Annotated in this window: 26 protein-coding genes; 14 read left to right on the top strand and 12 right to left on the bottom strand. The window is 68.0% G+C overall.

Features of this window, described 5'->3' with window-relative positions:
- Positions 1–15: 15 nt before the first annotated feature.
- From nrfD to fdh, 3 genes are read right to left on the bottom strand one after another with little or no spacing between them, the layout of a single operon-like run.
- Positions 16–933 (bottom strand): NrfD/PsrC family molybdoenzyme membrane anchor subunit, encoded by a 918-nt coding sequence (nrfD, locus tag H4W81_RS09270; protein WP_318781626.1) that lies wholly within the window; start codon positions 931–933, stop codon positions 16–18.
- Positions 930–1754 (bottom strand): 4Fe-4S dicluster domain-containing protein, encoded by an 825-nt coding sequence (locus H4W81_RS09265; RefSeq protein WP_192774420.1) that lies wholly within the window; start codon positions 1752–1754, stop codon positions 930–932. Before H4W81_RS09265 ends, nrfD begins: the two co-directional genes overlap by 4 nt.
- The gene (gene fdh / locus H4W81_RS09260; RefSeq protein ID WP_318781625.1) at positions 1747–4926 is read right to left on the bottom strand and encodes a formate dehydrogenase; all 3180 of its coding nucleotides are present in this window, start codon (positions 4924–4926) and stop codon (positions 1747–1749) included. Before fdh ends, H4W81_RS09265 begins: the two co-directional genes overlap by 8 nt.
- 120 nt (positions 4927–5046) lie before the next feature.
- Here fdh and H4W81_RS09250 point away from each other — a divergent pair, with 120 nt between their 5' ends.
- From H4W81_RS09250 to H4W81_RS46890, 4 genes are all read left to right on the top strand, one after another.
- On the top strand, positions 5047–5226 hold the full coding sequence (locus H4W81_RS09250) for a hypothetical protein (protein ID WP_192774418.1): 180 nt from the start codon (positions 5047–5049) through the stop codon (positions 5224–5226).
- A gap of 110 nt (positions 5227–5336) precedes the next feature.
- Positions 5337–5657: a GYD domain-containing protein gene (locus H4W81_RS09245; RefSeq protein WP_192774417.1), complete on the top strand. Its 321-nt coding sequence runs from the start codon at positions 5337–5339 to the stop codon at positions 5655–5657.
- Complete coding sequence (locus tag H4W81_RS09240; RefSeq protein ID WP_192774416.1) at positions 5654–6310, top strand: hypothetical protein; 657 nt, start codon at positions 5654–5656, stop codon at positions 6308–6310. The genes H4W81_RS09245 and H4W81_RS09240 overlap by 4 nt, the downstream gene beginning before the upstream one ends.
- Positions 6311–6372: 62 nt before the next feature.
- The gene (locus H4W81_RS46890; protein ID WP_420538749.1) at positions 6373–6567 is read left to right on the top strand and encodes a transposase; all 195 of its coding nucleotides are present in this window, start codon (positions 6373–6375) and stop codon (positions 6565–6567) included.
- 283 nt (positions 6568–6850) lie between these two features.
- Here H4W81_RS46890 and H4W81_RS09230 read toward each other — a convergent pair whose 3' ends face one another.
- The 3 genes from H4W81_RS09230 to H4W81_RS09220 form a co-directional block, all read right to left on the bottom strand.
- Positions 6851–7798 carry a VWA domain-containing protein gene (locus H4W81_RS09230; protein WP_192774415.1) on the bottom strand — a complete coding sequence of 316 codons (948 nt, stop codon included), beginning with the start codon at positions 7796–7798 and terminating at the stop codon, positions 6851–6853.
- A 1395-nt stretch (positions 7799–9193) separates the two neighbouring features.
- Entirely contained in the window at positions 9194–9463 is a 270-nt protein-coding gene (locus tag H4W81_RS09225; RefSeq protein ID WP_192774414.1) for a hypothetical protein, read from the bottom strand.
- Positions 9432–9659, bottom strand: a complete 228-nt coding sequence (locus H4W81_RS09220; RefSeq protein ID WP_192774413.1) for a hypothetical protein — start codon at positions 9657–9659, stop codon at positions 9432–9434. The genes H4W81_RS09225 and H4W81_RS09220 overlap by 32 nt, the downstream gene beginning before the upstream one ends.
- A 660-nt stretch (positions 9660–10319) precedes the next feature.
- Between H4W81_RS09220 and H4W81_RS09215 the strand changes: the two genes are divergently transcribed.
- The 4 genes from H4W81_RS09215 to H4W81_RS09200 all read left to right on the top strand — a co-directional run bounded on the left by H4W81_RS09215 (position 10320) and on the right by H4W81_RS09200 (position 14088).
- Entirely contained in the window at positions 10320–11189 is an 870-nt protein-coding gene (locus tag H4W81_RS09215; RefSeq protein ID WP_192774412.1) for an endo alpha-1,4 polygalactosaminidase, read from the top strand.
- A 470-nt stretch (positions 11190–11659) separates the two neighbouring features.
- A complete protein-coding gene (locus H4W81_RS09210; RefSeq protein ID WP_192774411.1) occupies positions 11660–12517 on the top strand; it encodes an ABC transporter substrate-binding protein in 858 nt (285 codons plus the stop codon).
- Between the two features lie 93 nt (positions 12518–12610).
- Entirely contained in the window at positions 12611–13348 is a 738-nt protein-coding gene (locus H4W81_RS09205; RefSeq protein WP_318781624.1) for an amino acid ABC transporter permease, read from the top strand.
- Positions 13345–14088 carry an amino acid ABC transporter ATP-binding protein gene (locus tag H4W81_RS09200; protein ID WP_192774409.1) on the top strand — a complete coding sequence of 248 codons (744 nt, stop codon included), beginning with the start codon at positions 13345–13347 and terminating at the stop codon, positions 14086–14088. The genes H4W81_RS09205 and H4W81_RS09200 overlap by 4 nt, the downstream gene beginning before the upstream one ends.
- Positions 14089–14417: 329 nt before the next feature.
- Here H4W81_RS09200 and H4W81_RS09195 read toward each other — a convergent pair whose 3' ends face one another.
- Complete coding sequence (locus H4W81_RS09195) at positions 14418–15626, bottom strand: ROK family protein (protein WP_192774408.1); 1209 nt, start codon at positions 15624–15626, stop codon at positions 14418–14420.
- Between the two features lie 137 nt (positions 15627–15763).
- Here H4W81_RS09195 and H4W81_RS09190 point away from each other — a divergent pair, with 137 nt between their 5' ends.
- The 5 genes from H4W81_RS09190 to H4W81_RS09170 all read left to right on the top strand — a co-directional run bounded on the left by H4W81_RS09190 (position 15764) and on the right by H4W81_RS09170 (position 20237).
- Positions 15764–16822, top strand: a complete 1059-nt coding sequence (locus H4W81_RS09190; protein ID WP_192774407.1) for a sugar ABC transporter substrate-binding protein — start codon at positions 15764–15766, stop codon at positions 16820–16822.
- 63 nt (positions 16823–16885) lie between these two features.
- On the top strand, positions 16886–17860 hold the full coding sequence (locus tag H4W81_RS09185; protein WP_192774406.1) for an ABC transporter permease: 975 nt from the start codon (positions 16886–16888) through the stop codon (positions 17858–17860).
- Entirely contained in the window at positions 17857–18633 is a 777-nt protein-coding gene (locus H4W81_RS09180) for an ATP-binding cassette domain-containing protein (protein WP_192774405.1), read from the top strand. The genes H4W81_RS09185 and H4W81_RS09180 overlap by 4 nt, the downstream gene beginning before the upstream one ends.
- 36 nt (positions 18634–18669) lie before the next feature.
- Complete coding sequence (locus H4W81_RS09175) at positions 18670–19551, top strand: sugar phosphate isomerase/epimerase family protein (protein ID WP_192774404.1); 882 nt, start codon at positions 18670–18672, stop codon at positions 19549–19551.
- A complete protein-coding gene (locus H4W81_RS09170; RefSeq protein WP_192774403.1) occupies positions 19548–20237 on the top strand; it encodes a nucleoside/nucleotide kinase family protein in 690 nt (229 codons plus the stop codon). Before H4W81_RS09175 ends, H4W81_RS09170 begins: the two co-directional genes overlap by 4 nt.
- Before the next feature lie 201 nt (positions 20238–20438).
- On the opposite strand, the gene H4W81_RS09165 is transcribed toward H4W81_RS09170, so the two are convergent.
- Together H4W81_RS09165 and H4W81_RS09160 are read right to left on the bottom strand one after the other, a co-directional pair.
- Positions 20439–20756 carry a hypothetical protein gene (locus H4W81_RS09165; RefSeq protein ID WP_192774402.1) on the bottom strand — a complete coding sequence of 106 codons (318 nt, stop codon included), beginning with the start codon at positions 20754–20756 and terminating at the stop codon, positions 20439–20441.
- Positions 20757–21174: 418 nt separating this feature from the next.
- Positions 21175–21966 (bottom strand): DUF4352 domain-containing protein, encoded by a 792-nt coding sequence (locus H4W81_RS09160; RefSeq protein WP_192774401.1) that lies wholly within the window; start codon positions 21964–21966, stop codon positions 21175–21177.
- A 313-nt stretch (positions 21967–22279) separates the two neighbouring features.
- Here H4W81_RS09160 and H4W81_RS09155 point away from each other — a divergent pair, with 313 nt between their 5' ends.
- Complete coding sequence (locus H4W81_RS09155; RefSeq protein WP_192774400.1) at positions 22280–23812, top strand: M28 family metallopeptidase; 1533 nt, start codon at positions 22280–22282, stop codon at positions 23810–23812.
- Positions 23813–24331: 519 nt separating this feature from the next.
- On the opposite strand, the gene H4W81_RS09150 is transcribed toward H4W81_RS09155, so the two are convergent.
- The 3 genes from H4W81_RS09150 to H4W81_RS09140 are packed head-to-tail and all read right to left on the bottom strand — an operon-like array spanning position 24332 to position 26374.
- Positions 24332–25162 (bottom strand): hypothetical protein, encoded by an 831-nt coding sequence (locus tag H4W81_RS09150; RefSeq protein WP_192774399.1) that lies wholly within the window; start codon positions 25160–25162, stop codon positions 24332–24334.
- Between the two features lie 31 nt (positions 25163–25193).
- The gene (locus H4W81_RS09145; protein WP_192774398.1) at positions 25194–26072 is read right to left on the bottom strand and encodes a hypothetical protein; all 879 of its coding nucleotides are present in this window, start codon (positions 26070–26072) and stop codon (positions 25194–25196) included.
- On the bottom strand, positions 26069–26374 hold the full coding sequence (locus H4W81_RS09140; protein ID WP_312895326.1) for a PadR family transcriptional regulator: 306 nt from the start codon (positions 26372–26374) through the stop codon (positions 26069–26071). The genes H4W81_RS09145 and H4W81_RS09140 overlap by 4 nt, the downstream gene beginning before the upstream one ends.
- Positions 26375–26665 lie beyond the last annotated feature (291 nt).

Genomic DNA, 26665 nt, shown 5'->3' with positions numbered 1-26665 from the left:
CCAGGGGGCGGAGGGTCAGCCGGGTCGCTCGCCGTCGAGGCGCTGTCTCTGGGGTACGACCGTGTACTTCGGGTCGGCGGCCGAGGCTCTGCCCGCCGCCAGTACGCCGAAGCGGGTGCACAGGGCTCCGGCCGTGAGAGCGAGGCCGGACAGGGCGGTGAGCGTACGGCTGCGCCCGGCGACCGCGGCGAGCAGGCCGCCGCCGGCCGTCAGCGCGCGGGCCGAACGCATCAGGTAGCCCGCCCTCCCCAGCCGGTACGGCTCGCCGGCCGGCCCCAGCCTGCGCTCCATCACCACGCCCGAGACGGTCTCCATGGCGGCCCCGATCATCGCCACCGCGCGGGCGGGCCCCGCCTCCGCCCGGGGCGTCGCCAGCATGCCCAGTGCCCCCGCGCTGGCCAGCGCGCTCCCGGCGAACAGGAACGGCAGCTCCCTGTACGCCTCGTGCCAGGCGGGCACGGCGGTGTCGGCGACCAGGACGGCGGTGTAGGTGGCGGTCAGCGGACCGGTCACGCCCGTGGCGAGGACCGCCGCGTCGCCCACGACGGGCAGGATCCCGGTCAGCTCGGACGAGGCGGCGACCGCCGACAGCCCGCCCTGGGCGGCGAGGATCCATGAGCCCACGCTCATCGGCGAGGTCGGTTTGAACACGCGCAGCATGTTGAGGAAGCGTTCGGGCCTGCCCAGCTCGGCGGCGAGGAGGCCGGCGCCGGTGGCCGCCCCGAGCGCCGCCGCGATCCGGGCGGTGCGCGCGAGCCGGTGGTGCCCGGTGAACCCCGCCACCACGGCCATCATCGACGAAACCCCGGACAGACCTCCTAGATAGAGATATGTCGGCATGTGGGGTTCGTGCCAGATCGGAGCCTTGATGACCGGCCGTCCGTAGTACGACCGGAACTCGGCCTCCGGCACCATCGACCGCTCCCGCGTCACCGCCGCCCCCCGTTACGGAATCCCGCGATGCCTCCCGCGAAGGACCCCGAGAAGGCCACCGCCACCACCCCTGCCACGGACAGCGCCGCGGCCCCCGCCCAGCGCCACATGGACGGCAGGTCGCGGGTGGTCACCACCGGATCCGGCGGCAGGCCGTACACCTCCGGCTCGTCCAGCAGCAGGAAGAACGCCCCCGCGCCGCCCACTCCGTCGTCCGGGCTCTCGCCGTACAGCCGGGCCTCGGGTCGCCCGTCGGCGTGCAGGCGCTCCAGCCGGTCCTCGGCCCGCTCCCTGAGCTCGTCGAGCGGGCCGAACTGGATCGAGTCGGTCGGGCAGGCCTTGGCGCACGCCGGTTCGAGGCCTCCACGCTGCCGGTCGTAGCACATCGTGCACTTCCAGGCCCGCCCGTCGCCCTCCCTGCGGTCGATCACGCCGAACGGGCAGGCCGGCACGCAGTAGCCGCAGCCGTTGCAGATGTCCTCCTGCACCACCACCGTGCCGAACTCGGTCCGGAACAGCGCACCGGTCGGGCACACGTCCAGGCACGCGGCGTGGGTGCAGTGCTTGCACACGTCCGACGACATCAGCCAGCGGTCCACACCGGCGTCCTCGTCTCCCTTCATCCGCACGGTGCGCGTCTGCTCGATGAAGGCCACGTGGCGCCAGGTGCTCGCCCCGAGCTGCCCGGTGTTGTCGTAGGAGGTCGCCTCGAACACGAACCCGTCGTCGGGCAGCTGGTTCCACTCCTTGCAGGCCACTTCGCAGGCCTTGCAGCCGATGCAGACGCTGGTGTCGGTGAAGAAGCCCATCCGCTCAGTCATGGCGGTACACCTCCAGCAGGTCGAGCGCCGCCCGGCCCCTCGGCCGCCTGCCGGGACGCACGTCGCAGGTCACGGCCTTGCTCTCCTGGATGTAGACGTTCGGGTCGAGCACCAGCGGCAGCAGGTCGTTGGTGACGTCGCCGGTCACCAGGCCGCCGCCGCCCCATCCCCAGTGGTAGGGCAGGCCGATCTGATGGATCACCCTGCCCTGGATCCGCAGCGGCCGGACCCGCCCGGTGACCAGCACCCGGGCCTCGATCACAGCGCGGCTGGTCACGATCGTGGCCCAGTCGCCGTTGACCAGCCCGAGCTCGGCGGCGAGCTGGGGGGACACCTCGCAGAACAGCTCGGGCTGCAGCTCGGCGAGGTAGGCCAGCGGCCGGCTCATGGCGCCCGCCGTGTGGTGCTCGGTGAGCCGGTACGTGGTCAGCACGTACGGGAAGCGAGGCGACTCCGGCGGGTTGTAGGGGCTTTCCGGGCGTGCGTAGATCCGGCGCGCGGGGTTGGCCTGCTGGCCGTACAGCGGGTTGCGGACCGGCGACTCGTGCGGCTCGTAGTGGGCGGGCAGCGGCCCGTCGACCAGACCCGCCGGCACGTACAGCCAGCCCTTCCCGTCGGTCTGCATGATGAACGGGTCGGTCCCGGCCAGCGCGGCCTCGGCTCTTGCGCCTTCGGGCGGCACGTAGTCCGGCGGCTTGTTCCGCTCGAAGTCGGGCACGTCGTGCCCGGTCCACTCGCCGCGCTCCGCATCCCACCAGATGTACGCCTTGCGCTCGCTCCACGGGCGGCCCTCGGGGTCGGCGGAGGCCCGGTTGTAGAGAATTCGCCTGTTGGCCGGCCAGGCCCAGCCCCATTCGGGCGCCACGGGCGTCTGCTCCCGCCCGGGCCTGCGCCGGGCAGCCTGGTTGACCTCGCCGGCGTAGACACCGCAGTAGATCCAGCAGCCGCACGAGGTCGACCCGTCGGGTTTGAGCTGGGCGGAGGACGACAGCGCCCGCCCGTCCGGGCCGACACCGTTGATCTCGCGGAGCACGGCCGCCGCCGAGGGCTCCCGGTGCTCGCCGTGCTCGGGGTAGTCCCATGTCAGCTCGCGCAGCGGCCGGTCGGTCTCGTCCCCGGTCAGCCGCTCCCTGAGGAGCCTGCCGAGGTGGTAGTAGAACCACAGCTCGCTGCGGCAGTCGCCGGGCGGGTCGAGCGCCTTCTCCCGCCACTGCAGGAGCCGCTGCGTGTTGGTGAAGGTGCCCTCCTTCTCCACGTGGCTCGCGGCGGGCAGGAAGAACACCTCGGTGGCGATGTCCTCGGTGCGCATCTCCCCGGTCTCGAGCTCCGGCCCGTCCCGCCAGAACGTGGCAGTCTCCACCAGCGTCAGGTCGCGCACCACCAGCCAGTCGAGGCCGGCCAGGCCGAGGCGCTGGGCGCGGCCGCCGGAGGAGCCGACCGCGGGGTTCTCCCCCACCACGAAGTAGCCCTTCACCGTCCCGTCGATCTGGCCCATCACGGTGGTGTAGTGGCCGTGGTCGCCGGTCAGGCGCGGCAGGTGGTCGAAGCAGAAGTCGTTCTCCTCGGTGGCCGCCTCTCCCCACCAGGCCTTGAGCAGGCTCACCAGGTAGGAGCGCCGGTTGCCCCAGAAGCCGGTCCCGCCTCCCTCGCGCTCCAGGTAGTCGTCCAGGTTCTCGTGTCGGTGGGCGTGGGGCATGGCCAGGTAGCCCGGCAGGATGTTGAACAGCGTCGGGATGTCGGTCGAGCCCTGAATGCTCGCGTGGCCGCGCAGCGCCAGGATGCCGCCGCCGGGACGGCCCATGTTGCCCAGCAGCAGCTGGAGGATCGCGGCGGTGCGGATGTACTGCGCGCCCACCGTGTGCTGGGTCCAGCCGACGGAGTACACCCATGCGGTGGTTCGCTCCCGGCCGGAGTTGGCGGTGATCGCGTCGGCGAGCTCGGCGAAGTCCTCCGGCGAGATGCCGCAGAGCTGCTCCACCAGCTCTGGGGTGTATCGGGCGAAGTGCCGCCTGAGGATCTGGTAGACGCAGCGCGGGTGGCGCAGCGTCGGGTCCGTCGGCGGGCTGGGGTGCGCGGCGGCGCCACCGGAGCCGTAGCGATCCGCCCCCGCGGCCTGGGCGTGGTGCAGGCCGCCCTCCAGGGTCTCGCCCGGAGCCTGCTCGCCCGTGCCCTCGTACGACCAGCTCTTCGGGTCGTATGTACGCGTCTCGGGGTCGAAGCCGGAGAACAGCCCGTCGAGATCCTCGGTGTCCTGGAAGTCCTCGGACACGAGGGTGGCGGCGTTGGTGTAGGCCAGCACGTACTCGCGGAAGTCCAGCTCGTTGCCGAGGACGTGGTTGATCAGGGCGCCGAGCAGCACGATGTCGCTACCCGCGCGGATCGGCAGGTGGCGGTCGGCCAGCGCGCTGGTCCGGGTGAATCGCGGGTCCACATGGAACACCTTCGCTCCCCGCGCCCTGGCCTCCACCACCCACTGGAAGCCCACCGGATGGCATTCGGCCATGTTGGAACCCTGGATGACGATGCAGTCCGCACCAGCCAGGTCCTGCTGGAAGGTCGTCGCGCCGCCACGCCCGAAGCTGGTCCCCAGACCGGGGACGGTGGAGGAGTGTCAAATGCGCGCCTGGTTCTCCACCTGGATCGCGCCGAGGGCGGTGTAAAGCTTCTTCATCAGGTAGTTCTCTTCGTTGTCGAGCGTCGCCCCGCCCAGGCCGGCGATGCCCAGCGTGCGGCGCACGACCTTGCCCTCATGGGTCTGCTGCCAGGTGTCCCTTCGCGTCCTCAGCACCCGGTCGGCGATCATCTCCATCGCGGTGCCGAGGTCGAGCCGCTCCCACTCCGTGCCGTACGGCCTGCGGTACAGCACGCGGGTCTGGCGGCCCGGATGGGTGACGAGCTGCTTGCTGGCCGACCCCTTGGGGCACAGCCGCCCGCGCGAGATGGGCGAGTCGGGATCGCCCTCGATCTGGCTGACCTGACCGCCCTTGACGTAGACGAGTTGGCCGCAGCCGACCGCGCAGTAGGGGCAGACCGAGCGGGCGACCCTGTCCGCCTCCTCGGTGCGCGGCCTCAGGGCGTCGGTGCGCGCCGAGCGGGCGGCGTCGCTCCTACCGTCCTCTCCCTTGAGCTGCCGGAGCACCGGCCACCGGGAGAACCATCCCCCACCTGCCACAATGCGAATCCTGCCCGGGTCTGCCCGGCTTAACCACCTGGTACCTCCGCCTCATTCGGCGAGGTGGGAGAGGTCCGCCGGGAGCATGATCTACGACTCGCGCTCTCCAACGTCGGCCGTGTGCCAGATGCGTTCCAGCTTCCGCCTACGGCGCCCGTACTTCGCGAAGAAGCCGTCCACAGCACGCTCCATGCGTCTACTCCTCGGGTACGGCTGAATCTCGGCAGTGACCGGGCCGCCCTGCCGGTGGCGTACGGCGACAGCATCGTGATCGACAAGGTGCTGGCCGCCTCCAGGTGAAAATCTGTGCGCCGGGTGGGCTTACCGTCAACCGAAGCTGAGAACTTCGTCCATGTGACTGCGTTCATGGCCGTTCCTGCAGGGGCGGCGGTTCGGGAAGGGGTTCAATCATGCCCAAATACCTCATTCAGGCGAGCTACACCGTGGACGGCCTCAAGGGGGTGCTTCGAGAAGGAGGCACCGGACGGCGCCAAGCGGTGGAGCGCATGGCGGAGAGCCTCGGGGGCCGGGTCGAGCAGATGTACTTCGCATTCGGTGAGAACGACGTCTACGTCATCGTCGACTTGCCCAGCAACGTCGCCTCGGCCGCCTTGGGCCTCAGGGTGTCGGCAGCCGGCGGAGCACGAACGAAGACGGTTGTCCTCTTGACGTCGGAGGAGATCGACGATGCCGTGAGGCAGGAGGTGGAGTACCGGGCTCCCGGAACATGAGATTGGTCGCCCGCGGAGGTAAGCGATCAGCTCATCCATGGGTTGTCATTCCGTGGGGTCGTCCGGAGCGGCGAATCACTCGCTTCCCCAAAGTCACCTACGCGGCCCTGATCGTGGTCTCGGCAACTGCGTCGATCCTCCTGGCCTCCCACAACGCATACGTGGGGCGCAGTTTGTGGGTTGACCCCCAACCCCTTGATCAGATCCTGGGGTCATGGCGCACTGCCGCCGCTCTCGCCTACACCTCGGGCAGCACGGTCGGCTACATCTGCGCGATCATCGCAGGTCGCGTGGCCGCCCGCTGGCGCACTCCGCGTCCCCTCACGGCCTACCTGGCAGGCGCCATCCTGGGGCTGGTCCAACTGGCCGCCTCCTGGGCGACAATCTCCTCCTTTCTGGTATCAAATCTGGAGTCCTGGACGCGCGTGGTGGAAGTACCCCTCGACCCGGGACTTCAGCACCATCCTTCCGTCCTGGCCGCGGTGATCCTCGTCTTCGTCACCCTTCCGATCGCCGCCCGCCTCGGCTTCGGCACAGCCGGTGACCAACCGGAGAACCACACCACGCTGGTCATCGCCTCGATCCTGCTGATCGCGATCGTCCACCTCATCGTTCCCGTGATGCCCTTGCTCTCCGGAGTAGGCCCGTACTGAGACCCGTCTTCCAAATGATCTAGATCGTGCGGGATCATCGTCAGGTGATTCGCCGTCATTAACTGACGGCTCAGGAGTGCGAGAAGCCGCGTGAGCTACTCCCACCAGGTCGGATGCGCCGTCCTCGGGAAGACGACCGGCGGGTACCGCAGGGGATCGTGTGGAAGATCCGCACCGGCACAGCATGGCGGGATGTGCCCGAACGGTATGGCTCCTGGCAGCTGACGGGTTCGGGCACCAGCCGTCGGCCTCTTTAGCGCCACTACATGATCGACTAGTCAACCGCTGGGGAGGCTTCACGCTGATCTGGGACTGATCGGGGCGTCGCTGGATGGTACGGATGGCCGGTGTCGGATCATTCGGAGCCATCAAGCAGGTCGCGCCGCGCACCGCCTTCGCGATGAAACCATCAGCTACGAGGCGCCGTGAGGTCACGCCATGGCGCCTCGTTCGCGCGGTACGACGGTCAGTTGCTCAGGCGTGATCGGCCCGATCTTGGGCGCCATCCAGCGACTACCGCCGCCGGCCAACAGGGCAAGGTCAAGGCGCCTTGATCGTCGTGAGCAACGACCAGGCGGCCAGCGCGAACGTCGGCACCAGAGCCCAACGGAGAAACAGGTAGCCCAGCTCCTGCGTGACGGTCATCGTGCCCAGGGACGTGCCGATGTTCCTGTAGACCTCATCCAGAGAGGTACTGCTCTCGGCGTCGTAGGCGCGTCCGCCGCTGGTTTCAGCGAGCATGCGCAAAGCCTCCTCGTTCGGCGGAACGGGAATCTGCCGGCCGTCGACCTCGACCGTGCCGTCGGGTGTGCCGAACGCGATGGTGGAGACAGGTACCTTGTTCCTCGCCGCGGCCTGCGCCGCCTCGGCCACCGGTCGTCCCGCGGTGTTTTCCCCGTCGGAGAGCAGCACGATGGCTGCCGGAGGCGGATCACTGGCCGCTTGCTGATCAAAGGAACGGATCGCATCCAGGCTGGAGAAGACCGCTTCGCCGATGGCGGTTCCGCGCGCGGTTCTCAACGTATGAATCGCTCGGATCGCTGCGGCGTGATCAACCGTGGGCGACAACACAACCGCTGCGGATCTGGCGAAGGAGACCAACCCGACGTTGAATCGCTCGGGCAAGCTTGTGACGAACTTCTTCGCCGAGGCTTTGGCGGCCTCCATTCTGGACGGTGGGATGTCAGTCGCGATCATGGATAGCGAGACGTCGATGGCCACGATGACCGTGGCTCGTTCACGGGGAACCTGGACGGAAGCGGCTGGGCGTGCGGCCGCCACGATGAGCAGGATCATCGTCACTGCGAACAAGACAGCCGGGATGTGCCGCAGCCAACCAGGCCGACGAGGAGCGATCAAGCCGAACAGTGCCGGGGTGGCGAAACGCGAAGAATAGTGAGAGCGCCTGATCTGCAAGCCGATGTAAGCAGCTACGGCCAGGGCCAGAAGCCCGAACAACCACAGCCAGCCAACGGCTTGAAAGGTCATGTGCCCTCCCTCCGGCGTCACCCTGGAGCACGGGGGAAGGGACTCAGTCTACTTCTCCCCATTTCTCCGCGATCGCCCGGTTCCTCGGGGTGATCACGCTCGCCCTGCTGCCGCCGGCGGCAGCAGGACACCTGCTGCGGCGACGAACGGACTGTCTCGCGAGGTGCTCGAGTTTCAGCGAGCCGCCCGCGGCCGCCCTACGCAGCGCGGAGCTGATCGTTCTCGGCCGAGATCGTGGCATGTACGAGTGGGAGACGTCGGATGTCGGCGAGCGAACACCGGGCGCGGCGAGGCACAACGCTCAGCGGTCCGCCAGAGCTCCTGATCAATACTCCCCCTCTTGACGCAATAGGCCAGACCGAAAAGGTGACCGCCACCGCCAACTGGCGCAACGCCGCTCGCCTTGCTCGAACGCGGCGCACGCCAGGGCCGCCCCCATGGATGGACGCCGAGCCGCACGTGCCCCCACGGCCGCGCCAGAGAGGCATCGATGACAGCGGCAGAGGCACGCCGTCACATCCAGACCGCGACTGGGGCACGTCCACCCCCATCGGGATCGGCACGACAGTCATGCATGCATGCCTACCACAACCGGCATGAAAGGGGTTTGTAAGCAGTAACAGCTATAAAGATGCCTAAGCGCCACAAAACGGATATCGGAGGAATATCTCATGCGTAGTCTCAGGAACACTCTCACCGCAGCCGCCATCGCGACCGTCGCCCTCGGCGTCCCCGTGACCATGTCGACTCAATCCGCCAGCGCCAGTGCGACCGAAGGCGCCGCAGCGTCCGCCCCAATTCTCTCCGAAACGAGCCACTGTGATAATTCCACATCAAGATCGCACTGTTTGCGGCACAAAAAAGCCAACAATAAAGACGGCGGTTACAAGAGCCAAGTCGGCAAAACTTACTATGACGCCAAGGGGTGTAAGCACGTAATCACCTACGACCCCGGGCCCGCCGGAAATCCCATGTCTAAACTTGTCTCGTGTCCCCCAGGAGTAGACACCGACCCCGTGAACAACAACGACCCGAAGTAGGGTTCCAGCTCCCAGGCCTCGCTGCCGCTCAGGTAGCGGGGCCTGCGCGCACCGCCGCCGCCGAACCGCCCATAGTCGATGATCTCTGTCACGCAGCCAGCGTACGGTCAGAATCGGACATTTTCTCAGCTTCAGGTCAAGCGCTTCGTGCCCTTGTATCTGAACCGATCAGTCCCCGGTCTCCGAAGGCGGGATATCCCGGTAGCGGATCGACTTCCCACCCTCCGGCGACCTTCTGCAGCGCCGCATCGTCTCCGCGAGTGCTGGGAACTCCTCAACCGTGCTCGCATCGCACACCAGCCCCGCCGTACCCATCCGACCCGCCGCGTGTGGGCCGCACCGCCGCCAGTCTGCTTCATTCCTGCGGTTCGTCCCAGGCACCCAGCTCATCGATCCAGGTCGCCAGGAAGGCGCCATACGTCTCTCTATCGCGCGCCGCGATGTCCCGCATAACCGCGATCACCTCTTGTCGAGCCTCAGGAGAAAGGCCTGCGAACTTGTATCCGATCCACTCCAGTTGCTTCACCGCGTCATCGGGGTCCAGCACCGAGTCATCGCAAGAGTCGAAGAACATCGCCAGGTCCACGACCAGCTCAACAAGCATCCGGATCAGTTGCTCCTGCATCCTCGCATCCTGTCCGAACCCACCTCGCGCCGGAAAGAAGCGACACCCCTCGGGCCAGGTCGTCGCGCACCAGCACGTCGACCGAGACCGACACGTCGACGAACCGCCCGTCCGGTTCGTGACGGGAGTTCCCGCCCGCGATCTCCGCACTGCCGAGCCCTGCCGCCTTCAGCGCGCCGGTCAGCTCGGCGGCCACCGTGCGAGAGTGGTCCTCGCTGCGGCCCTCGACGGCGAGGGGGCGGGGCGAGGTGCGCGTGGCCACGAGCGGCGGCGCAGCGCTTCAGCGCGGCCTGGACGGCCGGCCGCCGTACCGCCGGATGGTCGGCGGCGTCGGCGACGATCTGGCGGGCGCGTGGCATGCCGGGCAGGCTAGCCGAATCGCCCCCCGAGATCGCCTCCCGCGAGATCGGCCGACCTGTACGGCAAGCGCCATGTCAGGGAGTAGATGCGCAGCCGGTCTACCTCCATCCACGCCTCGCCCGGGCTGGCCTCGCCGGGGAACCAGTACCTGAACCCACCTGTCCGTCGATGTAGCCGACGCCCCTCTCGGGGGTGTTCTCCACCGCCTGCGTGTGTCTCCTCCCCCTCACGAGGGGTGTGGAAGGAGAAGTTCGGTCGACCGGTTGTCGCCCGTCCACCACCAGCCGTCGAGGGGTGCACAGGTGAACTGCACGTCGTGGATCTCGTTGAGGTGGATGCACGGGTCGGCGCCCGCTCCCCTGCCTGGTGCCGGCCGGATCTCCCGAGCTCACCATCTGGATGGCCGCCCGCTACTTCCCCGGACGGTAAGACCGCAACCTTTTCGTGATCACATTTCCGGTAAGCCGGGCCCCGCGAACCTATAGACCTTGCCGTCATGCGTTTGAAGACGATCATTTCCGCGGCCGTGCTGGCGGCTGCCGCACTCGTGAGCGCCCCGGCCCAGGCGGCGGTGCAGGCCCACGAAGCGGCCCCGCTGCCCGCACCCGCGCCGTGCGACGGCTGCTGGAAACCCGCGCTCAACACCAGCTGGCAGTGGCAGCTCTCGACGCTGCCCAAGAAGCCCTTCCCGAACGTCCAGATGTTCGACATCGACGGTTTCCTGGCCAAGGACGGCGCCATCGTCAAGGCGCTCAAGGCCGACAAACCCGGCCGCGGCGTTATCTGCTACATCAGCGCGGGCTCGTACGAGAACTTCCGCCCCGACGCCGCCCAGTTCCCCAAGTCCGTGCTTGGCAAGCAGGTGGACGGCTGGCCCGAGGAGCGCTGGCTGGACATCCGCCAGTACCAGGGCAAGCTCGGCGAGATCATGAAGGCCAGGCTCGACATGTGCAAGAAGGCCGGGTTCGACGGCGTGGAGGCCGACCTGGTCGACGGCTACAAGTCGGAGACCGGTTTCCCGCTCACGGCCGCCGACCAGCTCGCGTACAACACCTGGCTGGCCAACGAGGCGCACAAGCGCGGCCTGTCCATCGGGCTGAAGAACGACCTGGAGCAGATCCCGCAGCTCCTGCCGTACTTCGACTTCGCCGTCAACGAGCAGTGCTGGCAGTACGACGAGTGCACCACCGCCCAGAACGGCGACTTCGGCTACGACCAGTTCGTCAAGGCGGGCAAGGCCGTCTTCCAGGTCGAGTACGACCTGGGCACCGCAAGGTTCTGCGCCAAGTCCAACAAGCAGAACTTCAACTCGCTGAAGAAGAAACTCGACCTGCAGGCGTGGCGCGTCCCCTGCCGCGGCGCGTAACCCCGTGAGGCGGCGTCCCGGGCGCCGCCGCACATGCCCGGCCTGGTGGAGGATTTCAGCAGCCATCTTCAAGGAAGACGTCGATCTTGCGGAGACCGGTGCGATCGAGGTCGTCGACCTCACCGCGCCCCGTCGCTGGAGACCTCCAGATGCACAGGTCACAGATCTTGCTCAATGGTCGGTAGCGTGGAGAGCCCGGTGAGGGTGGGCGGCTGGCGACGGCTGTTCCTGTCCGGCCAAGGTGACGCCGGAGCCTGGTCGGTGGCGTTCGGCCCGGACTGGAAACCCCTCGCCAGCGCCTATGGTCATGGCGTTGACCCCGCCCGCAGACGGCCGGCATCAAGGTGTTCTACGCTGTCCAACGCCCCACCGCATGATCTGAACGCGCTCTGTGGACGGATCGTCGCACGCGGCGAACTAGGATTCACAAAATGCAACATTCATGACATACCTCTTCGAGGAGGCCTGACATGGCCCTCTGGTCAAAAAGCCGCCGCAGGGACACCATCAGCGTGCTCGCCTTGACCGCCATCCTGGGTCTGTCCGCCTGCGGCGGCTCAGGAGACGGCGCCACCACCGCGACCGCCAGCCCTGGCGGCGCGGGCGCGGCCGGCGCGCAGCTCGTCAACCCGGGCAAGCTCACGACTTGCACGAACATCCCTTACGAGCCGTTCCAGTTCAAGGACGCGAGCGGCAAGATCGTCGGCTTCGATGTCGACATCGTCGATCTGGCAGCCAAGAAGCTCGGGGTGACGCAGGAGATCGTCGACATCGACTTCGCGGTGATCAAGAGCGGCGCCGCCATGGCCGCGAAGAAGTGTGACGTGGCCGCCGCCGGTATGACGATCACCGACGAGCGCAAGCAGAACATCGACTTCTCCGTGCCGTACTTCGACGCCACGCAGGCGCTGATGGCCAAGAAGGGCACCGGCGCCAAGTCCCTGGAGGACGTCAAGGCCAAGGGTCTCAAACTGGGCGCGCAGGCCAGCACCACCGGCCTCGACTACGTCAAGAAGAACGGGTTCGACCCGACCGAGTACGCCGACTCGCCCAAGGAACTGCTGGCTCTGCAGTCCGGGCAGGCCGACGTGATCATCCAGGACCTGCCCGTGGTCCTCACCTGGCTGAAGAAGCCGGAGATCGCCGCCAAGTTCGAGCTGGTGGCCAGCCTCGACACCGGCGAGCAGTACGGCATCGGCCTCAAGAAGGGCGCCGACCCGGTCCTGCTCAAGACGATCAACGACACGATCACCCAGGCCAAGGCCGATGGCACCTACGACCAGATCTTCATGAAGTGGTTCGGCAAAAAGCCCGGCGAGCTGGGCTAGCCCATGCCGGATCAGCCTGTGGCGGCTGCGCCGGGCCGTGCCCGGCTCAGCCCTCGTAAGAAACAGAAGATCGTTCGTGGCACCCAGTACATCGTGCTGGGTGTCGCCCTTGTCGCGCTGGTCCTGTATGTGGACTGGACGAGCCTTGCCCAGAACTTCGCCAAGGGCGACGTGGCCGACAAGGCGCTGCCTGAGCTGTTCACGATCGCGCTGCGGAACACGCTCATCTACACGATCGGCGGCTTCGTCCTCGCCTTCGTGCTTGGGCTGATCTTCGCTCTCATGCGAATCTCACCGGTGCGTCCCTACCGGTGGATCGCGACCGTATACATCGAGATCTTCCGTGGCCTACCGGCCCTCCTGATCTTCCTGTTGATCACCTTCCTGCCCCTGGCGCTGCCCGGCTTCGAGGTGCCCGGCGGCACCTACGGCCAGGGCATCCTGGGGCTCGGCCTCGTCGGCGCGGCCTACCAGGCCGAGGTCTTCCGTGCCGGGCTGCAGGCCGTACCGAAGGGACAGACCGAGGCGGCCAGGTCGCTGGGCATGTCGGCGGCCAGGGCGCAGTTCACCGTGGTGATCCCCCAGGCGATCAGGATCGTGATCCCGCCTACCACGAACCAGTTCGTCAGTCTGCTCAAGGACTCCTCACTGGTGCTCTTCCTCGGAGTCTCAGGGCAGTACGTCGAGCTGGCCAAGTTCGGCAACGATCTGGCTTCCCAGTACGCCAACGCCACGCCCATCATGGTCTCGGGACTGACGTACCTGATCGTCACCGTCCCGCTCGGCTATCTTGCAGCCCGGCTGGAGAAGCGTAAGGGGAGTGGCCGATGACGCCCGCCATCGAGATCAAAGGGCTGCACAAGTACTTCGGCGCGAACGAGGTGCTCAAGGGCATCGACGTCACGGTCGAACCGGGCCAGGTCGTCTGCGTCGTCGGCCCCTCGGGCTCGGGCAAGTCCACGTTGCTGCGCTGCGTGAACCTGCTGGAGCAGCCGACCAAGGGCACCGTGCACGTCGAGGGAATCGAGATCACCGACCCCGACGTGGACATCGACTCGGTCAGGCGCCGCATCGGGATGGTGTTCCAGCAGTTCAACCTGTTCCCCCACATGACCGCGCTGCAGAACGTCATGATCTCGCAGCGTCGGGTACTGAAGCGGAGCAGCAAAGAGGCCGAGATCGTCGCCAGGGACAACCTGAACAAGGTCGGCGTCTCAGAAAAGTGCGACGCCTACCCCGCCCAGCTCTCCGGTGGGCAGCAGCAGCGGGTGGCCATCGCCAGGGCGCTGGCCATGGACCCCGACCTGATGCTGTTCGACGAGCCCACCTCCGCGCTCGACCCCGAGCTGGTCGGCGACGTGCTCGCCGTCATGCGCAAGCTGGCGGAGGAGGGCATGACCATGCTCGTGGTCACGCACGAGATGGGCTTCGCCCGCGAGGTGGCCGACCGGGTGGTGTTCATGGACGGCGGCGTCATCGTCGAGGACGGCCCGCCCGCCCAGGTGATCGGCGACCCCAAGCACGAACGCACCCGCTCGTTCCTCAAGCGCGTGCTGCATCCGGAAGGCTGAGTACGGGAAGCTCGCCTCTCGTGGCCGGTCCTTTCCCTGATCGCGCGAGTGCTGTATCAGGCCGACCGTTCCCGAAGGCGAGCCATGCCCGGACGTCATGCAACCCGCGGGTATCGCCGAAGTGTCCATGCTCGCCCTGCACTCTGGAGGCCAGCACGCGCGCTTGCCAGCGGGCGCTGAGCGTCAGTGACCTGGCCGGTTGCTGACTGACGGTTGCCGGCTGGCTGGCGGCGCCACTGGTGCGGGCCGGCGCCGGTGGCGGCCTCGAACGGCTGGGCGTACCGGTCGGTGGGTCGGGTGGTGATCCGGTCGGCTGTGGCGGCTCGCTCCTACACCACCGCGCCATCGACGAGTTCCTGGATCCGCTGGGGAGCGTAGATGCCGTCCACGAGAAGCTGCGCGAGCCCGAGGATCCCCGCATGCGGGTCCAGGTCGCTGCGGACGATCTGCAGGTTGCGGGTCGCCAGCGGCAGGGAACGCCGGTAGACGATCTCCCGGATCCCGGCGAAGAGCAGCTCGTCGGTGTGGGCCAGCTGACCGCCGATCGCGATGACGCGGGGGTTGAACAGGTTGACCGTGTCGGCGATAGCGCCGCCGAGGATGCGGGCCGCGCGCCGGGCGAGCCGTACCGCGACCGGGTCGCCGCCGCGGATCAGGCGGACGGCGTCGTCCACGGTGACCACCTCGCGCCCCGCCTCCCGGAGGTCCCGCACGAGGGCCCACCCGCCGGCGTACGCCTCCACGCAGCCGGCGTTCCCGCACCGGCAGACAGGGGGTTCCGCCGTGTCCTCGACGGTCACCTGGGTGTGGCCGACGTCGCCGGCCGCACCGTCGGCGCCGCGGTGCACCTGGCCCCCGGCGACGAGGCCGGTGCCGACCCCCGTGCCGACCTTGACCATCAACAGGTGCGGGACGTCCGGGTATCGCAGGCGCTGCTCGCCGAAGGCCATCGCGTTGACGTCCTTGTCGACCAGGACGGGACAGTCGTATCGGGAGGCGAACCAGCCCGGGATGTCGAAGCGGTCCCATCCCGTCATGATCGGCGGGCTGACCACCCGTCCGCTGGCGAAGTCGACAGGCCCGGGCACGTCGATCCCCACGCCGAGCACCGCACTCGGCCGCTGATGTTCTTCCTCGAGAATCTCGGTGAACAGCTCGTCGACGATGCCGAGGATGGTCTGCGGGCCCGCCGTCACGTCGGCGGAGGCCTCGCGCTCGGACCGCACCCGCCCGCTCAGGTCGCACAGCGCGGTGCGCAGGCCGGTGGCGCCGATGTCGGCCACCAGCAGCACCCCGCGGTCGTGGTTGACGACGAACTGGCCCGCGGGCCGGCCGCGGGTACGCGCGTCCTCGGGCGCGGGGATCAGCAGCCCCGCGGCGAGCAACCCGTCGAGCCGCTGGTTGACCGTGGTACGTGAGAGGCCGGTCCTGCGCATCACGTCCGCCTTCGTGAGGCCGTCGGACACGCCGCGGAACAGGCCGAGGATCTCGCCCGCACTGACTCCCATCCGTGGGGTGACGACACTGTTTATGTCCACTCGACCACTATAGATATGCCAGACAGTGGGCGTAAGTCAAGAAACTTTCGATTTTTAACGACAAAAGATGGGTTGTCATATTTCAGAAGCGAACCTTACGGTCGTTCCATCGACGCTGAAAGGGGCATCTGATGCACATGAACAGCAAGAATCGGCGCGCTGCGGCAGTGGGCGCGGTGGTGGCCCTGCAGGCGCTCGTGCTGGGAGCATGCGCTTCCGGCGAGCCGGCCGGCTCCGGCACCCGCGTCGAGGCGGCCGCGGGCAGCGGCCCGGCCGGTCAACCAAGGATCGCCGCTGTGATCAAGGGGCTGGACAACCCGTTCTTCCAGGCCATGAAGCAGGGCATCGACGACCAGGCCCGCGCGGGCGGCGTGCCGGTCACGGTCCAGGCGGCCAACTCCATCACCGACACCACGGGCCAGGCCGACAAGCTCAACGGTCTCGCGGGGCAGGACTTCTCCTGCTACGTGGTCAATCCGATCTCCGGTACCAACCTCATCCAGGGCCTCGCCAGGCTCTCCGCGCTGAACAAGACCGTCGTCAACATCGACAGCCCCGTCGACCCGGCCGCGGCCAAGAGCGCCAACGTCAAGCTGGCCACCTACATCGGCACCGACAACGTCGAGGCGGGCAAGATGGCCGGCCGGCGGATGACCGAACTGCTGCCCTCGGGTGGCGACGTCGCGGTGATCGGCGGCATCGCGGGCGACGTCACCAGCGGCGCCAGGGTGGAGGGATTCCAGCAGGGCATCGGCCCCAACCTCAAGGTCGTCCAGACCGTCGCGGCCAACTGGGAGCGTCAGACCGCGCTCACCGCCGCGACCGACGTCATGCGAGCGAACCCGGACCTGGTCGGGTTCTTCGTCGCCAACGACGACATGGGACTCGGGGTGGCACGTGCCATCGCCAACAGCGGCAAGACGGGCAAGGTGAAGGTCATCAGCGTCGACGGCAACAAGGACGCGCTGGAAGCGGTCAAGGCCGGCACGCTCGACGGCACCGTCTCCCAGTACCCGTACGCGATCGGCCACATGGGCGTCGAGGCATGCCAGGCCGCCGCGGCGGGCAAGACGCTCCCGCCCAACGTGAAGGCACCGGTCGAGATGATCACCAAGGACAACGCCGACCAGGCGCTGGCATCCACGCCCAAGCCGTTCGGGACCTACGACGACCCGTTCAAGGCCCTCATCCAGTAGCAGCTACCACCGTCGCGGCGAGCCGCCGGCGCATGCCGGGCGCACCGCGACGAAGGGACAGACATGGCAAACGCAACGCTCGCGGCACGCGATCGAGAAGCCTGGTCAGCCCGGCTGAAGGATCTGGGCTTCTGGGCCGAGTGGGCGGCCCTCGTCGGGCTGGTCGTCCTCGTGATCGTCTTCCAGGTGCTGAACCCGACGTTCCTGAGCGCGGGAAACATCGCCTCGATGCTGGTCGCCGCGGCGATCCTGATCATCCTGGCGGTGGGCCAGACCTTCGTCATCGCCACGGCGGGCATCGACCTGTCGATCGCCTCCACCATGACGCTGGGCGCGGTCGCCTTCGGCCAGGCCTTCGCGGCGGGGTGGGGGCTGCCGCTGTCGTGCCTGCTGGGGATCGTCGCCGCGGCCCTGGTCGGTGTGGCCAACGGGGTGATCATCGCCCGGGGCAGGATCACCGACTTCATCGTGACGCTCGGAACGCTGTCGGCGGCCTCGGGACTCGCGCTCATCCTGGCCGACGGCAAGCCCGTGACGATCATCGACCCGGTTCTGCTGGGCCTGTCGACCGGCGGCCTCGGAATCTTCGGCTGGTCGTTCGTCATCGCGGTCGTGGTCGCGCTGGTGGCGCACGTGACGCTCTTCCACACCCGGTTCGGCACCCACCTGCTGGCCACCGGCGGGGCGCCGGAGTCCGCGACCGCCATGGGGATCAGTACCGAACGCATCAAGATCGCCGTCTACACGATCAGCGGCACGCTCGCGGGTCTCGGGGCGATCCTCCTGGTCGCGCGCATCGGTGCCGCCGAGCCCGCCGCCAACACCTCCTTCCTGCTCAACTCCGTGGCCGCGGTCGTGCTCGGCGGCGTCAGCCTCTTCGGCGGGCGGGGAACCATCATCGGCCCCGTCATCGGCGCCCTGCTGCTGGTGGCGCTGGTCAACGGCCTGACCCTGCTCGGCGTCTCGCAGTTCTACCAACCCCTGGCCGTCGGCATCGTCGTGGTGCTGGCCGCACTCCTGACGAGGTTCCAGCGATGACCGTCCAGCCCGAGCCCGACACCTCGACCGGCGACACACTGCTGCGCTGCGAGAACGTCTCCCTGTCCTTCGGCAACGTCCGCGCCCTCGTCGAGGTCTCGCTGACGCTGAGACGGGGCGAGATCACCGCCCTCGTCGGCGACAACGGCGCGGGCAAGTCCACGCTGGTGCGCTGCGTCGCCGGGATCCACCGGCCGCAGAGCGGACGCATCGTCTTCGACGGCGACGAGATCGACTTCGACTCCCCCGAGGACGCTCGGGAGGCAGGCATCGAGACCGTCCACCAGAACCTGGCCCTCGTCGAGGACCTCACGGTGTGGCAGAACCTCTTCCTCAACCGCGAGATCGTCCGCCGACTGGGCCCCTTCGCCCTCCTCGACCGGCGGGCCATGCAGTCCCGCTCAAGGGAGATGGTCTCCACGCTGGCGGTCAACGTGCCCGCGGTGCGCTCACGTGTCCGGCGGCTCTCCGGCGGCCAGCGCCAGGCCGTCGCCATCTGCCGCGCCGCGGGTTTCAGCTCCAAGCTCGTCATCATGGACGAGCCCACCGCGGCCCTCGGCGTCCAGGAGACCGCCCGCGTCGAGGAACTCATCTCCAGGATGCGCGAGGAGGGGCACTCCGTCCTGCTCATCAGCCACAACTTCGTCCAGGTCATGCGGCTCAGCGACCAGGTGTGGGTCATGCGTGCCGGCCGCTGCGTCGGCGGGCGCCGTACGTCCGAGACGACCGGCGAGGAGATCGTCGCCCTCGTCACCGGCGCCGCCGGCCAATGAACACGACCCCAAGGAACACGAGAAAGCACCCATCTCATGACCACTGACATCCAGACCAACCCGATCGGCGTGCACGCCCTGGTGTGGGCCGGCGACACGAGTCCGTCCTCGCTGGCGTCCGCGATCGAGAAGACCAAGGCCACCGGGTTCGACCTGCTCGAGATCTCCCTGCACGACTCGGCGAACCTCGACGTCGGCGCCGCGCGCGACGCCCTGCGCGCCGCCGACCTCGGCGTGGCGTGCTCGCGAGGTCTCGCCTTCGACGCCGACGTCTCCAGCGACGATCCGTCCGTGGTGGAGCGCGGCGAAAAGCTGCTGCACGATTCTCTCGCCGTGACCGGCGCGCTCGGGGGCACCCACTTCACCGGCGCCCTCTACAGCGCCCTGGGCAAGTACGACCACCCGCTCACCACCACCGGGCGCCGCAACGTGGTGTCGGTCCTGCGCGGGCTGGCCCAGGAGGCCCAGCGGCAAGTCATGACGCTCGGCCTGGAGATCTGCAACCGCTACGAGACCAACGTCATCAACACCGCACGCGACGCGCTCGTCCTCGCCGACGACATCGGCGAGGACAACGTGCTCATCCACCTCGACACCTACCACATGAACATCGAGGAGGACGATCTCGTACGGCCCGTGCACGAGGTCGGAGACCGGCTCGGCTACGTTCACATCGGCGAGAACCATCGTGGATACCTCGGCTCCGGGCACCTGGACTTCACCTCCTTCTTCCACGCGCTGGCCGACATCGACTACCGCGGGCCGATCACCTTCGAGTCCTTCTCCTCGGCGGTCGTCATGCGGGGTCTCTCCAACGATCTGGCCATCTGGCGCAACCTGTGGTCCGACGGCGAGGATCTGGCACGTCATGCCCACGCCTTCATCACCGACCACCTCCACACGAGCCGATCACGATGACGACCCTCGACGAACTGGCGGACCGGGCCCGCTCCCTTGTCCGTGGCGGTCACCGCGCCCTGCTGGGGATAGCGGGCGAACCCGGTTCCGGCAAGACCACGCTCGCCGAGAACCTGGTCGCGCTGCTGCGACGGACGCCGCCCGTCGGCCTGCCGCCGGTGGAATGGGTGGCGTACGTGCCGATGGACGGCTTCCACCTGGCGGACGTCGAACTCGACCGGCTCGGGCGGCGCGATCGCAAGGGAGCGCCTGACACCTTCGACGCCGCCGGCTACGCGGCGCTGCTCGGGCGCCTCCGGCAGGACGAGGACGACGTGGTCTACGCGCCCGCGTTCGAACGCGACCTGGAGCAGCCGATCGCCGGGAGCATCCCGGTCGAGCGGTCGGCCAGGCTGGTCGTCACCGAGGGCAACTACCTGCTGCTCGACCAGGGCGACTGGGCGCGCGTGCGGCCCCGGCTGCACGAGGTCTGGTACTGCGATCTCGGCTCGGACGAGCGCGTGCGCCGCCTCGTGGCCCGCCACGAGCGGTTCGGCAAGGATCATGACGCGGCCGTGGCGTGGGTGCTGGGCACCGACCAGCGGAACGCCGACCTCGTCGCCACCACCCGCGCCCGCGCCGACCTCGTCGTCCCCGACACCCTCCTGCGCTCGATCGACTACCGGGAGCGGGCGTTGATCGACTGACGACCGCGCCCTCCTGCGCTGACATCGGACTCGGGCCTGTTTGGAATGGTACAGACGATGCCATGTCGCCCTCGCGTCGTCAGCCTGGCCGTGGCCGACTGGTCATGTCCACGAAACCCGAGTCCCGAGGTCTCAGTGAGCATGGGGACGGGTCGGCCGTCTGGGAAGGGTTCCAGAAGATCACCCCCCTATGCGGCGATTTCATCGCCGGCCGAGATCCCAGACGCGCATCCGGCAGTCCCGTCCGGCCGTGAGCGCGACGGCGCGGTCGCCGATTTCGGTGAGGTGAACGGCGAAGACCTCGCCCTGGTGGTCGATGATCGGATCCCCGACAAGGCGGCGCTCCTGCAGGTCCCACAAACACACTATGCCGTCGTTCGCGCCGGTTACCGCGACCGGCCGGCCGCCTACGACGCCGACGTCCATGCAACGGACGCCCGCGTCGTCCCAGTCGTCGGTAGTCCCGGCCACCTCGATGCGATCAACCCAGATGCCGGTGTCGGGGTCACCCAGCAGCACCGACGTCCCCCCTGCCACCCACACGCGCGTCCGGCCATCGACGGGCCTGCCGGCCTGAGCCCCTCGCGGTTGTCGATCATGCCAGCCATCGACGCCTGGAAACCCCGCCCGCCAACGCCAGCACGTGCTCCGCTAGCTTTTCGAGCAGATCCTCGGCTTCGACCCGACCATGCCAGGGCGTTACGCGGCCAGGACGCCCAGCTGGTACGGCTGCGACCCCAGCTTCTCCTGGAGCAACATCGACACTGTCTCGGCAAAGGCGATATCGCGGTCAACCGGCAGCTCGGGGTGCGGAATCCACTCCGTCTCGATCCAGCCCTCTCCACCAGCACATGCGACTCCCTCGCGATCGACACTACGTCGACCTGCGCGACGTCACCGGTCCCTACTGCTAGAAGTCGGTGTAGGCAGCCAGCGCTCAGTTGAGCAGCCATTCGCCCTTTTCAGTGGCAAAGCCGCTGTTCAGCCCAAACTGGAACCTCGTCAGCACCGCCTTCTCAGGCACCTCGAACACGATCACGCCCTTGCGACTGTCGCCAGGATTCATCGACACCGATCCCTCGAAGGACTGGCCCTCGCTGATCTGGCCGATCGTCGACCTGTACTGCTGACCTTCGCTGTCGATGAGGACGGCACCATTGGAGGGCGCATCGCTGTACACGGCCTGACCCGTCGAGTTCAGCGTCACCTGGACGCCGACGTAGCGGTAGCCCGTCTTCGGCTTCATATAGGCGTTGGCCGAGGTGGCGGCTGCGAACACCTGGTTGACGGTGACCGCCACCTGCAGCCCCGGGTCGTTGCCCGCCAGAGTGATGGCCTCGCCGACCCTGGCCGCCGCGGCTCGGCTCTGCGCCGAAGAGCTCGGGGCGCCGGCCGGATCGGTTGCACCCGTCTCGGGAGCGGCTTGCGTGGCTACGGTCGGCGGCTGGCTGGGGGTGTTCAGATTCACTCGGGCGTTCGGCTCATCTGCTGTGGTCACGACCTGATCGACGTTGCCGCCGATGGTGATGACCACAGCGGCGCAGCCCGCTAACAGCAGCAGCGGCAGGCCGACGGCCAACAGCACGATCACGCCGATGTTGCGCTGCGGCGGTGGCGGCTGAGTGGGCGGCTGGTAGCCGTATCCGGGCGGCCGCTGCGGAGGGCCATACCCGTACCGCTGCTGGCCATGAGGCGGCTGCTGACCGTAGGGGTCCTGTGGGTAAGACATGGCATCTCCAAGTTGGTCGGTTGGTGCTGTTGGGACGCCTGTGATCGGCAGCAGGTTCACACGGTCGGTTGATCTTCACGTGGGTTTGTGGAACGTGCGAAGAACACGAAGGGAACCCTCCGACCAAGCGTCCCGACAGCGTCGACATTGCCCTGGTCGACCCTTCGGCCCCTTCGCCGCCCATGGCGAACGAATTGACTCCGCTCGATAACGAATCCGAAGCGGGCCTTTCAAGATCGCATTAGTACCACTATGTTCCATTTATCGCGATTACGGGGGTTGTCCGGCTCTACTGGTGATACAGGAGTTTCGCATGCGCAAACGCGCGTACCGGAGTGTGCTGGCCGCCGTCACCGCGGTCTCGGCCATCACTCTTCCCCTCGTCTCGGCCGCCCCGGCCAGCGCGGACCCCGACCCCGCGGCGCTCAGCAAGAGCATCACCGCACCCATGGTGAAGCGGCACCTGGAGAAACTGCAGGAGATCGCCGACGCCAACGGCGGCACCCGCGCTTCGGGCACCCCGGGCTTCGACCAGTCGGTGGACTACGTCGCCGGCAGGCTCCGCAAGGCCGGTTACCAGGTCACGCTCCAGGAGTTCGAGTTCCCATTCTTCCGCGAGTTAGAGAAGCCGGCCCTGGCAAGGACCTCTCCCGCTCCCAAGACTTACATCCCCGCGACGGACTTCGCGACCATGACGTACTCCGGCTCGGGCGATGTCACCGGCACCGTGCAGGGTGTGGACCTGGTCCTGCCGCCGACGCCTGCGCCGAGCTCCACCTCCGGATGCGAGGCGAGCGACTTCGCCGGGTTCACCGCGGGCAACATCGCCCTGATGCAGCGCGGCACCTGCACCTTCCAGGTCAAGGCGGAGAACGCACAGGCCGCGGGCGCCAGCGCGGTGATCATCTTCAATGAGGGCCAGCCCGGCCGCGACGGGTTGCTGAACGGCACCGCCGGCATCCCCTTCACCATCCCGGTCGTGGGAACGACCTTCGCCGCGGGTAACGAACTCGCCGCGGCAGGAACCGTCGCCCAGGTCAAGACCAGGACGGAAAGCGACCTGCACCGCAAGACCCGCAACATCATCGCCGAGCACCGCTCCGGCGACCCCAACAAGGTCGTCGCCCTCGGCGCGCACCTCGACAGCGTGGTCGCCGGCCCCGGCATCAACGACAACGGCTCCGGCAGCGCGGCGATCCTGGAGACCGCGCTGAGGCTGGCCCCGCTGCCCACCAAGAACAAGCTCCGCTTCTACTTCTGGGGCGCCGAGGAGCTCGGCCTTCTCGGCTCCGAACACTACGTGGCCAACCTCTCCGCCGAGGAGAAGGCCAAGATCAAGCTGTACCTCAACTTCGACATGATCGCGTCGCCGAACTACACCTTCGGCATCTACGACGGCGACAACTCCGACGGTGTCGGCGCCCCGGCCGGCCCGCCCGGTTCGGACAAGATCGAGAAGCTCTTCGAGAAGTACTACACCACGATCGGCAAGCCGTTCGTCGGCACCGACTTCACCGGCCGCTCCGACTACGGCCCCTTCATCGAGGTCGGCATCCCGGCCGGCGGCCTGTTCACCGGCGCCGAAGGCATCAAGACCGAGGCCGAGGCCGCGAAGTTCGGCGGCCAGGCAGGGGTGGCCTACGACAAGTGCTACCACCAGGAGTGCGACACCATCGCCAACATCAACGACGAGGCCCTGGCGATCAACTCCGGCGCCGTCGCCACCGCCGCGGTGGTCTACGCCTACAGCAAGGAACTGCCCGGAGGCGGAACCCCCGGCTCCACCACTCCCGGCACCGGCGGCGGCGGTGACGACCACGACCACGACCATGTGGTGAGCGAGTAACGCTCCCTCCGAGGAAGTACGGCCCGGCGGCTGTGAACCACAGGCGCTGGTGACCGTGCTCGGAGCGGCTGCCATGACGGCGAAGCCCGTGCGGAACACCCGATCGACCAAGATCGTACTCCGCACGGGCTTGACGGGACCTGAGCGCGAGCCTCGCGGGCGTCCTCTTCTCACCAACGTGCCAAGAGCCATCGGATGACCGGGGTACACGGCCGGCTGTGGTGACGTGTGGCAGCGGAGTACAGCACCACCGCCTCATGCGATCGCGATGACCACCTCGACGCGCGGCGGCTGATCGCCGGTGGCCAATCACTCCGCCAGACGTGCCACGGTCAGCGCGGCCGTCGAGGCGGCGACAACGAGCGGCCCGATCGAGGCAGTATCGGCTGTCTGCCTGTGTCCCGCCGTCGTCGGTGTTCATGAGACTGCGCCTACCGATAATGTCATCTGCGCCGTGCAGCCTGCGGGCGAAGGGGGAGGGCTCAGCGGCGGCCTGTCGTGCGGTGAAGTGAAACAGGCTCACAACGGGAGTTGCGCCTCCACCTCCTGGTCCACGGCCGTGCTCATGGGTGAGTAGCGCGCGTAGAACTCCTTGCCGCACTCGAGGTCGTCGAGGGCGTCCTTGATCTCCTTGGCGAGGTACGGTCTGGCCTGCGCGGCCGTGATGTCCGGCCAGAACTTTCCCTGTTCCTTCCCTATCTTGTCGACCTGCGCCACCATGGCCTTCTCTCCTCTGCCGGCCAGGTCGCTCGGCTTGAGCGAGGTGATCGCGTAGCCCTTGCCCTTGAGGCAGTCGCCGAACGTCGCGGCCAGGCGCACCAGTTCGGCGTCGCCGTCGAGCCGCCGGGTGGTGAGCTGCTTCTTGAGGTCGAAGTGCATCTTGAACACGTCCCTCCGGTTCTTCACGTCCTTGTTCAGAACCGCCTTGAATGCCTTGGCCATGCAGGCGTTCTCCGCCGTCTTGTAGGCGTTGGACTGCGTCTCGTTCAGGCGGGCCCCGGGGTTGGGGTTCTGCCCGTACTCCTCGATGACCAGCGCGCCCGAGGCGGAGTCGTCGGGGTAGACGAACTGGGCGAAGATCCGGTAGCCGTACTTCGTCCTGACCTCCTTGGCCGCGGCGTAGTCACCGGTCGCCATCTTCTTCTGCGCCTCCGTCTCCTTGGGCCCGGACATGACGAACGGGGTGTACTTGAAGCCCTTCTGCTTCATGCAGTCGGCCTTGAACCGTTCCATCTTCCACTTCGCCTCCTGTCCCGCGCCGGTGGCGCTCGGAGCGGCAGGCTCGGGCGCGTCGGTGGCGCACCCGGTCAGTACGGCAAGCGCCAGGGCCGCCGTGACGAACGCTCTCATGAGGTCTCCAATGAAATGACGCGCCGAGGGATCAGCGCAGGGCGGTTCTGCGGTGCTCGCGCGCCACCAAGAGCGCGGTGACGGCGGGAAGGGCGAGCAGGGCCCAGTAGGCCAGATGCCGCACGGTGAGGTACGGCCCGTGCTCGGCAATCGCGACGGTGACCGAGAGCAGGTAGACCAGCGCCGCCACGCCCCAGCGCGGGTCTCTCGCCATGCGGGCCGCGCAGACCGCCACTGCCAGCAGCCCCAGCTCGATGACTGCCCGGACCACGCCGACAGGGAAAGCCGACTCACCCATCAGGGCGGGACCCACGCAGATTGCGGGCGCGACCGCGAGCCACCACCAGGAGCGCGCCTTCAGCGGGTGGGCGCCCGCCGCCAGCACGAGCGACCCGGCGAAGGCGAGCGCGTAGGACAGGGCGACGACCTGGGGGCCGGTGGTGGCGAACAGCCCATCGACCGACCGCGGGCCCGACGTGATGGGCATCAGCACGTGGTCGAACAGGGGCACCCCTGACGCGATCGCCGTGGCCTTCGCTCCGGTGAGAAGCAGGAGAGGGAGCGCCAGCCGTACCCGCCCCCGCAGGACGGCCAGCACGGTGAGGGCGGACAGGGCGGTCCACAGCGGGATCGCGGTGACGAAGGGGAGTAACGCGGCCAGGTTGGCGACGGTCAGCGCGGCGACCCCCAGGTGCAGGCCGTCGCGCCAGGCGGGCCCTGCCGCCGCGTGCTCGACGCGGGTGCGCAGCCCGCCCATCAGCAGCCCCAGGGCCTCCCTGATCTCGGGCGTACGCCGCCCTGGCTCGGCCGTGTCGAGCAGGATGTCGATGAGCTCGTCGCCGTGCGCCTTGCGGTAGCCCGCGGGATAGGCCAGGAGGAACCTGCGGTAACGCCGCTCGAGCCGCGTCACGCGAGGGCCTCGCGGTTGAGGACCAGGGCCGCCGCCTCGTTCATGCGCCTGGCCTCGCTCCTGACGATCGCCGTCCCTTCGTCGGTGATCCGGAAGTAGCGGCGGACCCGGCCGTTGACCGTCTCCTCATGGTCGACGGCGAGCACCCCGCGGGCGGCGAGGCGTTCGAGGATGGCGTAGAGGGTGCCGACCGTCGGCCGGACCCGGCCTGCCGACAGCTCGCCGATCCGCTTGAGGATCGCGTGGCCGTGCAGCGGACCGTCGAGCAGCGCGGTGAGCACGAAGTACATCGGCTCGCTCACTTCTGATGATCTTCTCGGCACGATCGCCAACATACTCTGTTGAACAGAGTATCGCAAGACTTCGCCACCGCCGCGGGCGTGGGCGTCAGATCAGCGTGCCCACGATGTACGGGTGCCGCCGGAATACGGCAGAGATGGGCCACGCCTCGGGAGTGGTCAGTGGGATGATCGGGGGTTGGCGAGCATCCGAACGAAAAGTCGCGCTTAAGAACTCAACTGGCATGGCACCAGAACGTAGGAGCCACCGATCGGGTCGAACAGCCCCAAGATCGACCTGTTACGCACGAATGG

The sequence above is a fragment of the Nonomuraea africana genome (assembly GCF_014873535.1).
GTDB classification, from domain to species: Bacteria; Actinomycetota; Actinomycetes; order Streptosporangiales; family Streptosporangiaceae; genus Nonomuraea; species Nonomuraea africana.
This window is presented reverse-complemented; position numbering and strand designations above follow the sequence as displayed.

Bases quoted from the DNA above. Each gene is read 5' to 3' on its own strand.
- H4W81_RS09265 (WP_192774420.1), bottom strand. From the start codon at position 1,754: ATGACTGAGCGGATGGGCTTCTTCACCGACACCAGCGTCTGCATCGGC.
- H4W81_RS09245 (WP_192774417.1), top strand. From the start codon at position 5,337: ATGCCCAAATACCTCATTCAGGCGAGCTACACCGTGGACGGCCTCAAG.
- H4W81_RS09240 (WP_192774416.1), top strand. From the start codon at position 5,654: ATGAGATTGGTCGCCCGCGGAGGTAAGCGATCAGCTCATCCATGGGTT.
- H4W81_RS09230 (WP_192774415.1), bottom strand. From the start codon at position 7,798: ATGACCTTTCAAGCCGTTGGCTGGCTGTGGTTGTTCGGGCTTCTGGCC.
- H4W81_RS09225 (WP_192774414.1), bottom strand. From the start codon at position 9,463: ATGCAGGAGCAACTGATCCGGATGCTTGTTGAGCTGGTCGTGGACCTG.
- H4W81_RS09215 (WP_192774412.1), top strand. From the start codon at position 10,320: ATGCGTTTGAAGACGATCATTTCCGCGGCCGTGCTGGCGGCTGCCGCA.
- H4W81_RS09210 (WP_192774411.1), top strand. From the start codon at position 11,660: ATGGCCCTCTGGTCAAAAAGCCGCCGCAGGGACACCATCAGCGTGCTC.
- H4W81_RS09200 (WP_192774409.1), top strand. From the start codon at position 13,345: ATGACGCCCGCCATCGAGATCAAAGGGCTGCACAAGTACTTCGGCGCG.
- H4W81_RS09190 (WP_192774407.1), top strand. From the start codon at position 15,764: ATGAACAGCAAGAATCGGCGCGCTGCGGCAGTGGGCGCGGTGGTGGCC.
- H4W81_RS09185 (WP_192774406.1), top strand. From the start codon at position 16,886: ATGGCAAACGCAACGCTCGCGGCACGCGATCGAGAAGCCTGGTCAGCC.
- H4W81_RS09180 (WP_192774405.1), top strand. From the start codon at position 17,857: ATGACCGTCCAGCCCGAGCCCGACACCTCGACCGGCGACACACTGCTG.
- H4W81_RS09175 (WP_192774404.1), top strand. From the start codon at position 18,670: ATGACCACTGACATCCAGACCAACCCGATCGGCGTGCACGCCCTGGTG.
- H4W81_RS09170 (WP_192774403.1), top strand. From the start codon at position 19,548: ATGACGACCCTCGACGAACTGGCGGACCGGGCCCGCTCCCTTGTCCGT.
- H4W81_RS09160 (WP_192774401.1), bottom strand. From the start codon at position 21,966: ATGTCTTACCCACAGGACCCCTACGGTCAGCAGCCGCCTCATGGCCAG.
- H4W81_RS09155 (WP_192774400.1), top strand. From the start codon at position 22,280: ATGCGCAAACGCGCGTACCGGAGTGTGCTGGCCGCCGTCACCGCGGTC.
- H4W81_RS09150 (WP_192774399.1), bottom strand. From the start codon at position 25,162: ATGAGAGCGTTCGTCACGGCGGCCCTGGCGCTTGCCGTACTGACCGGG.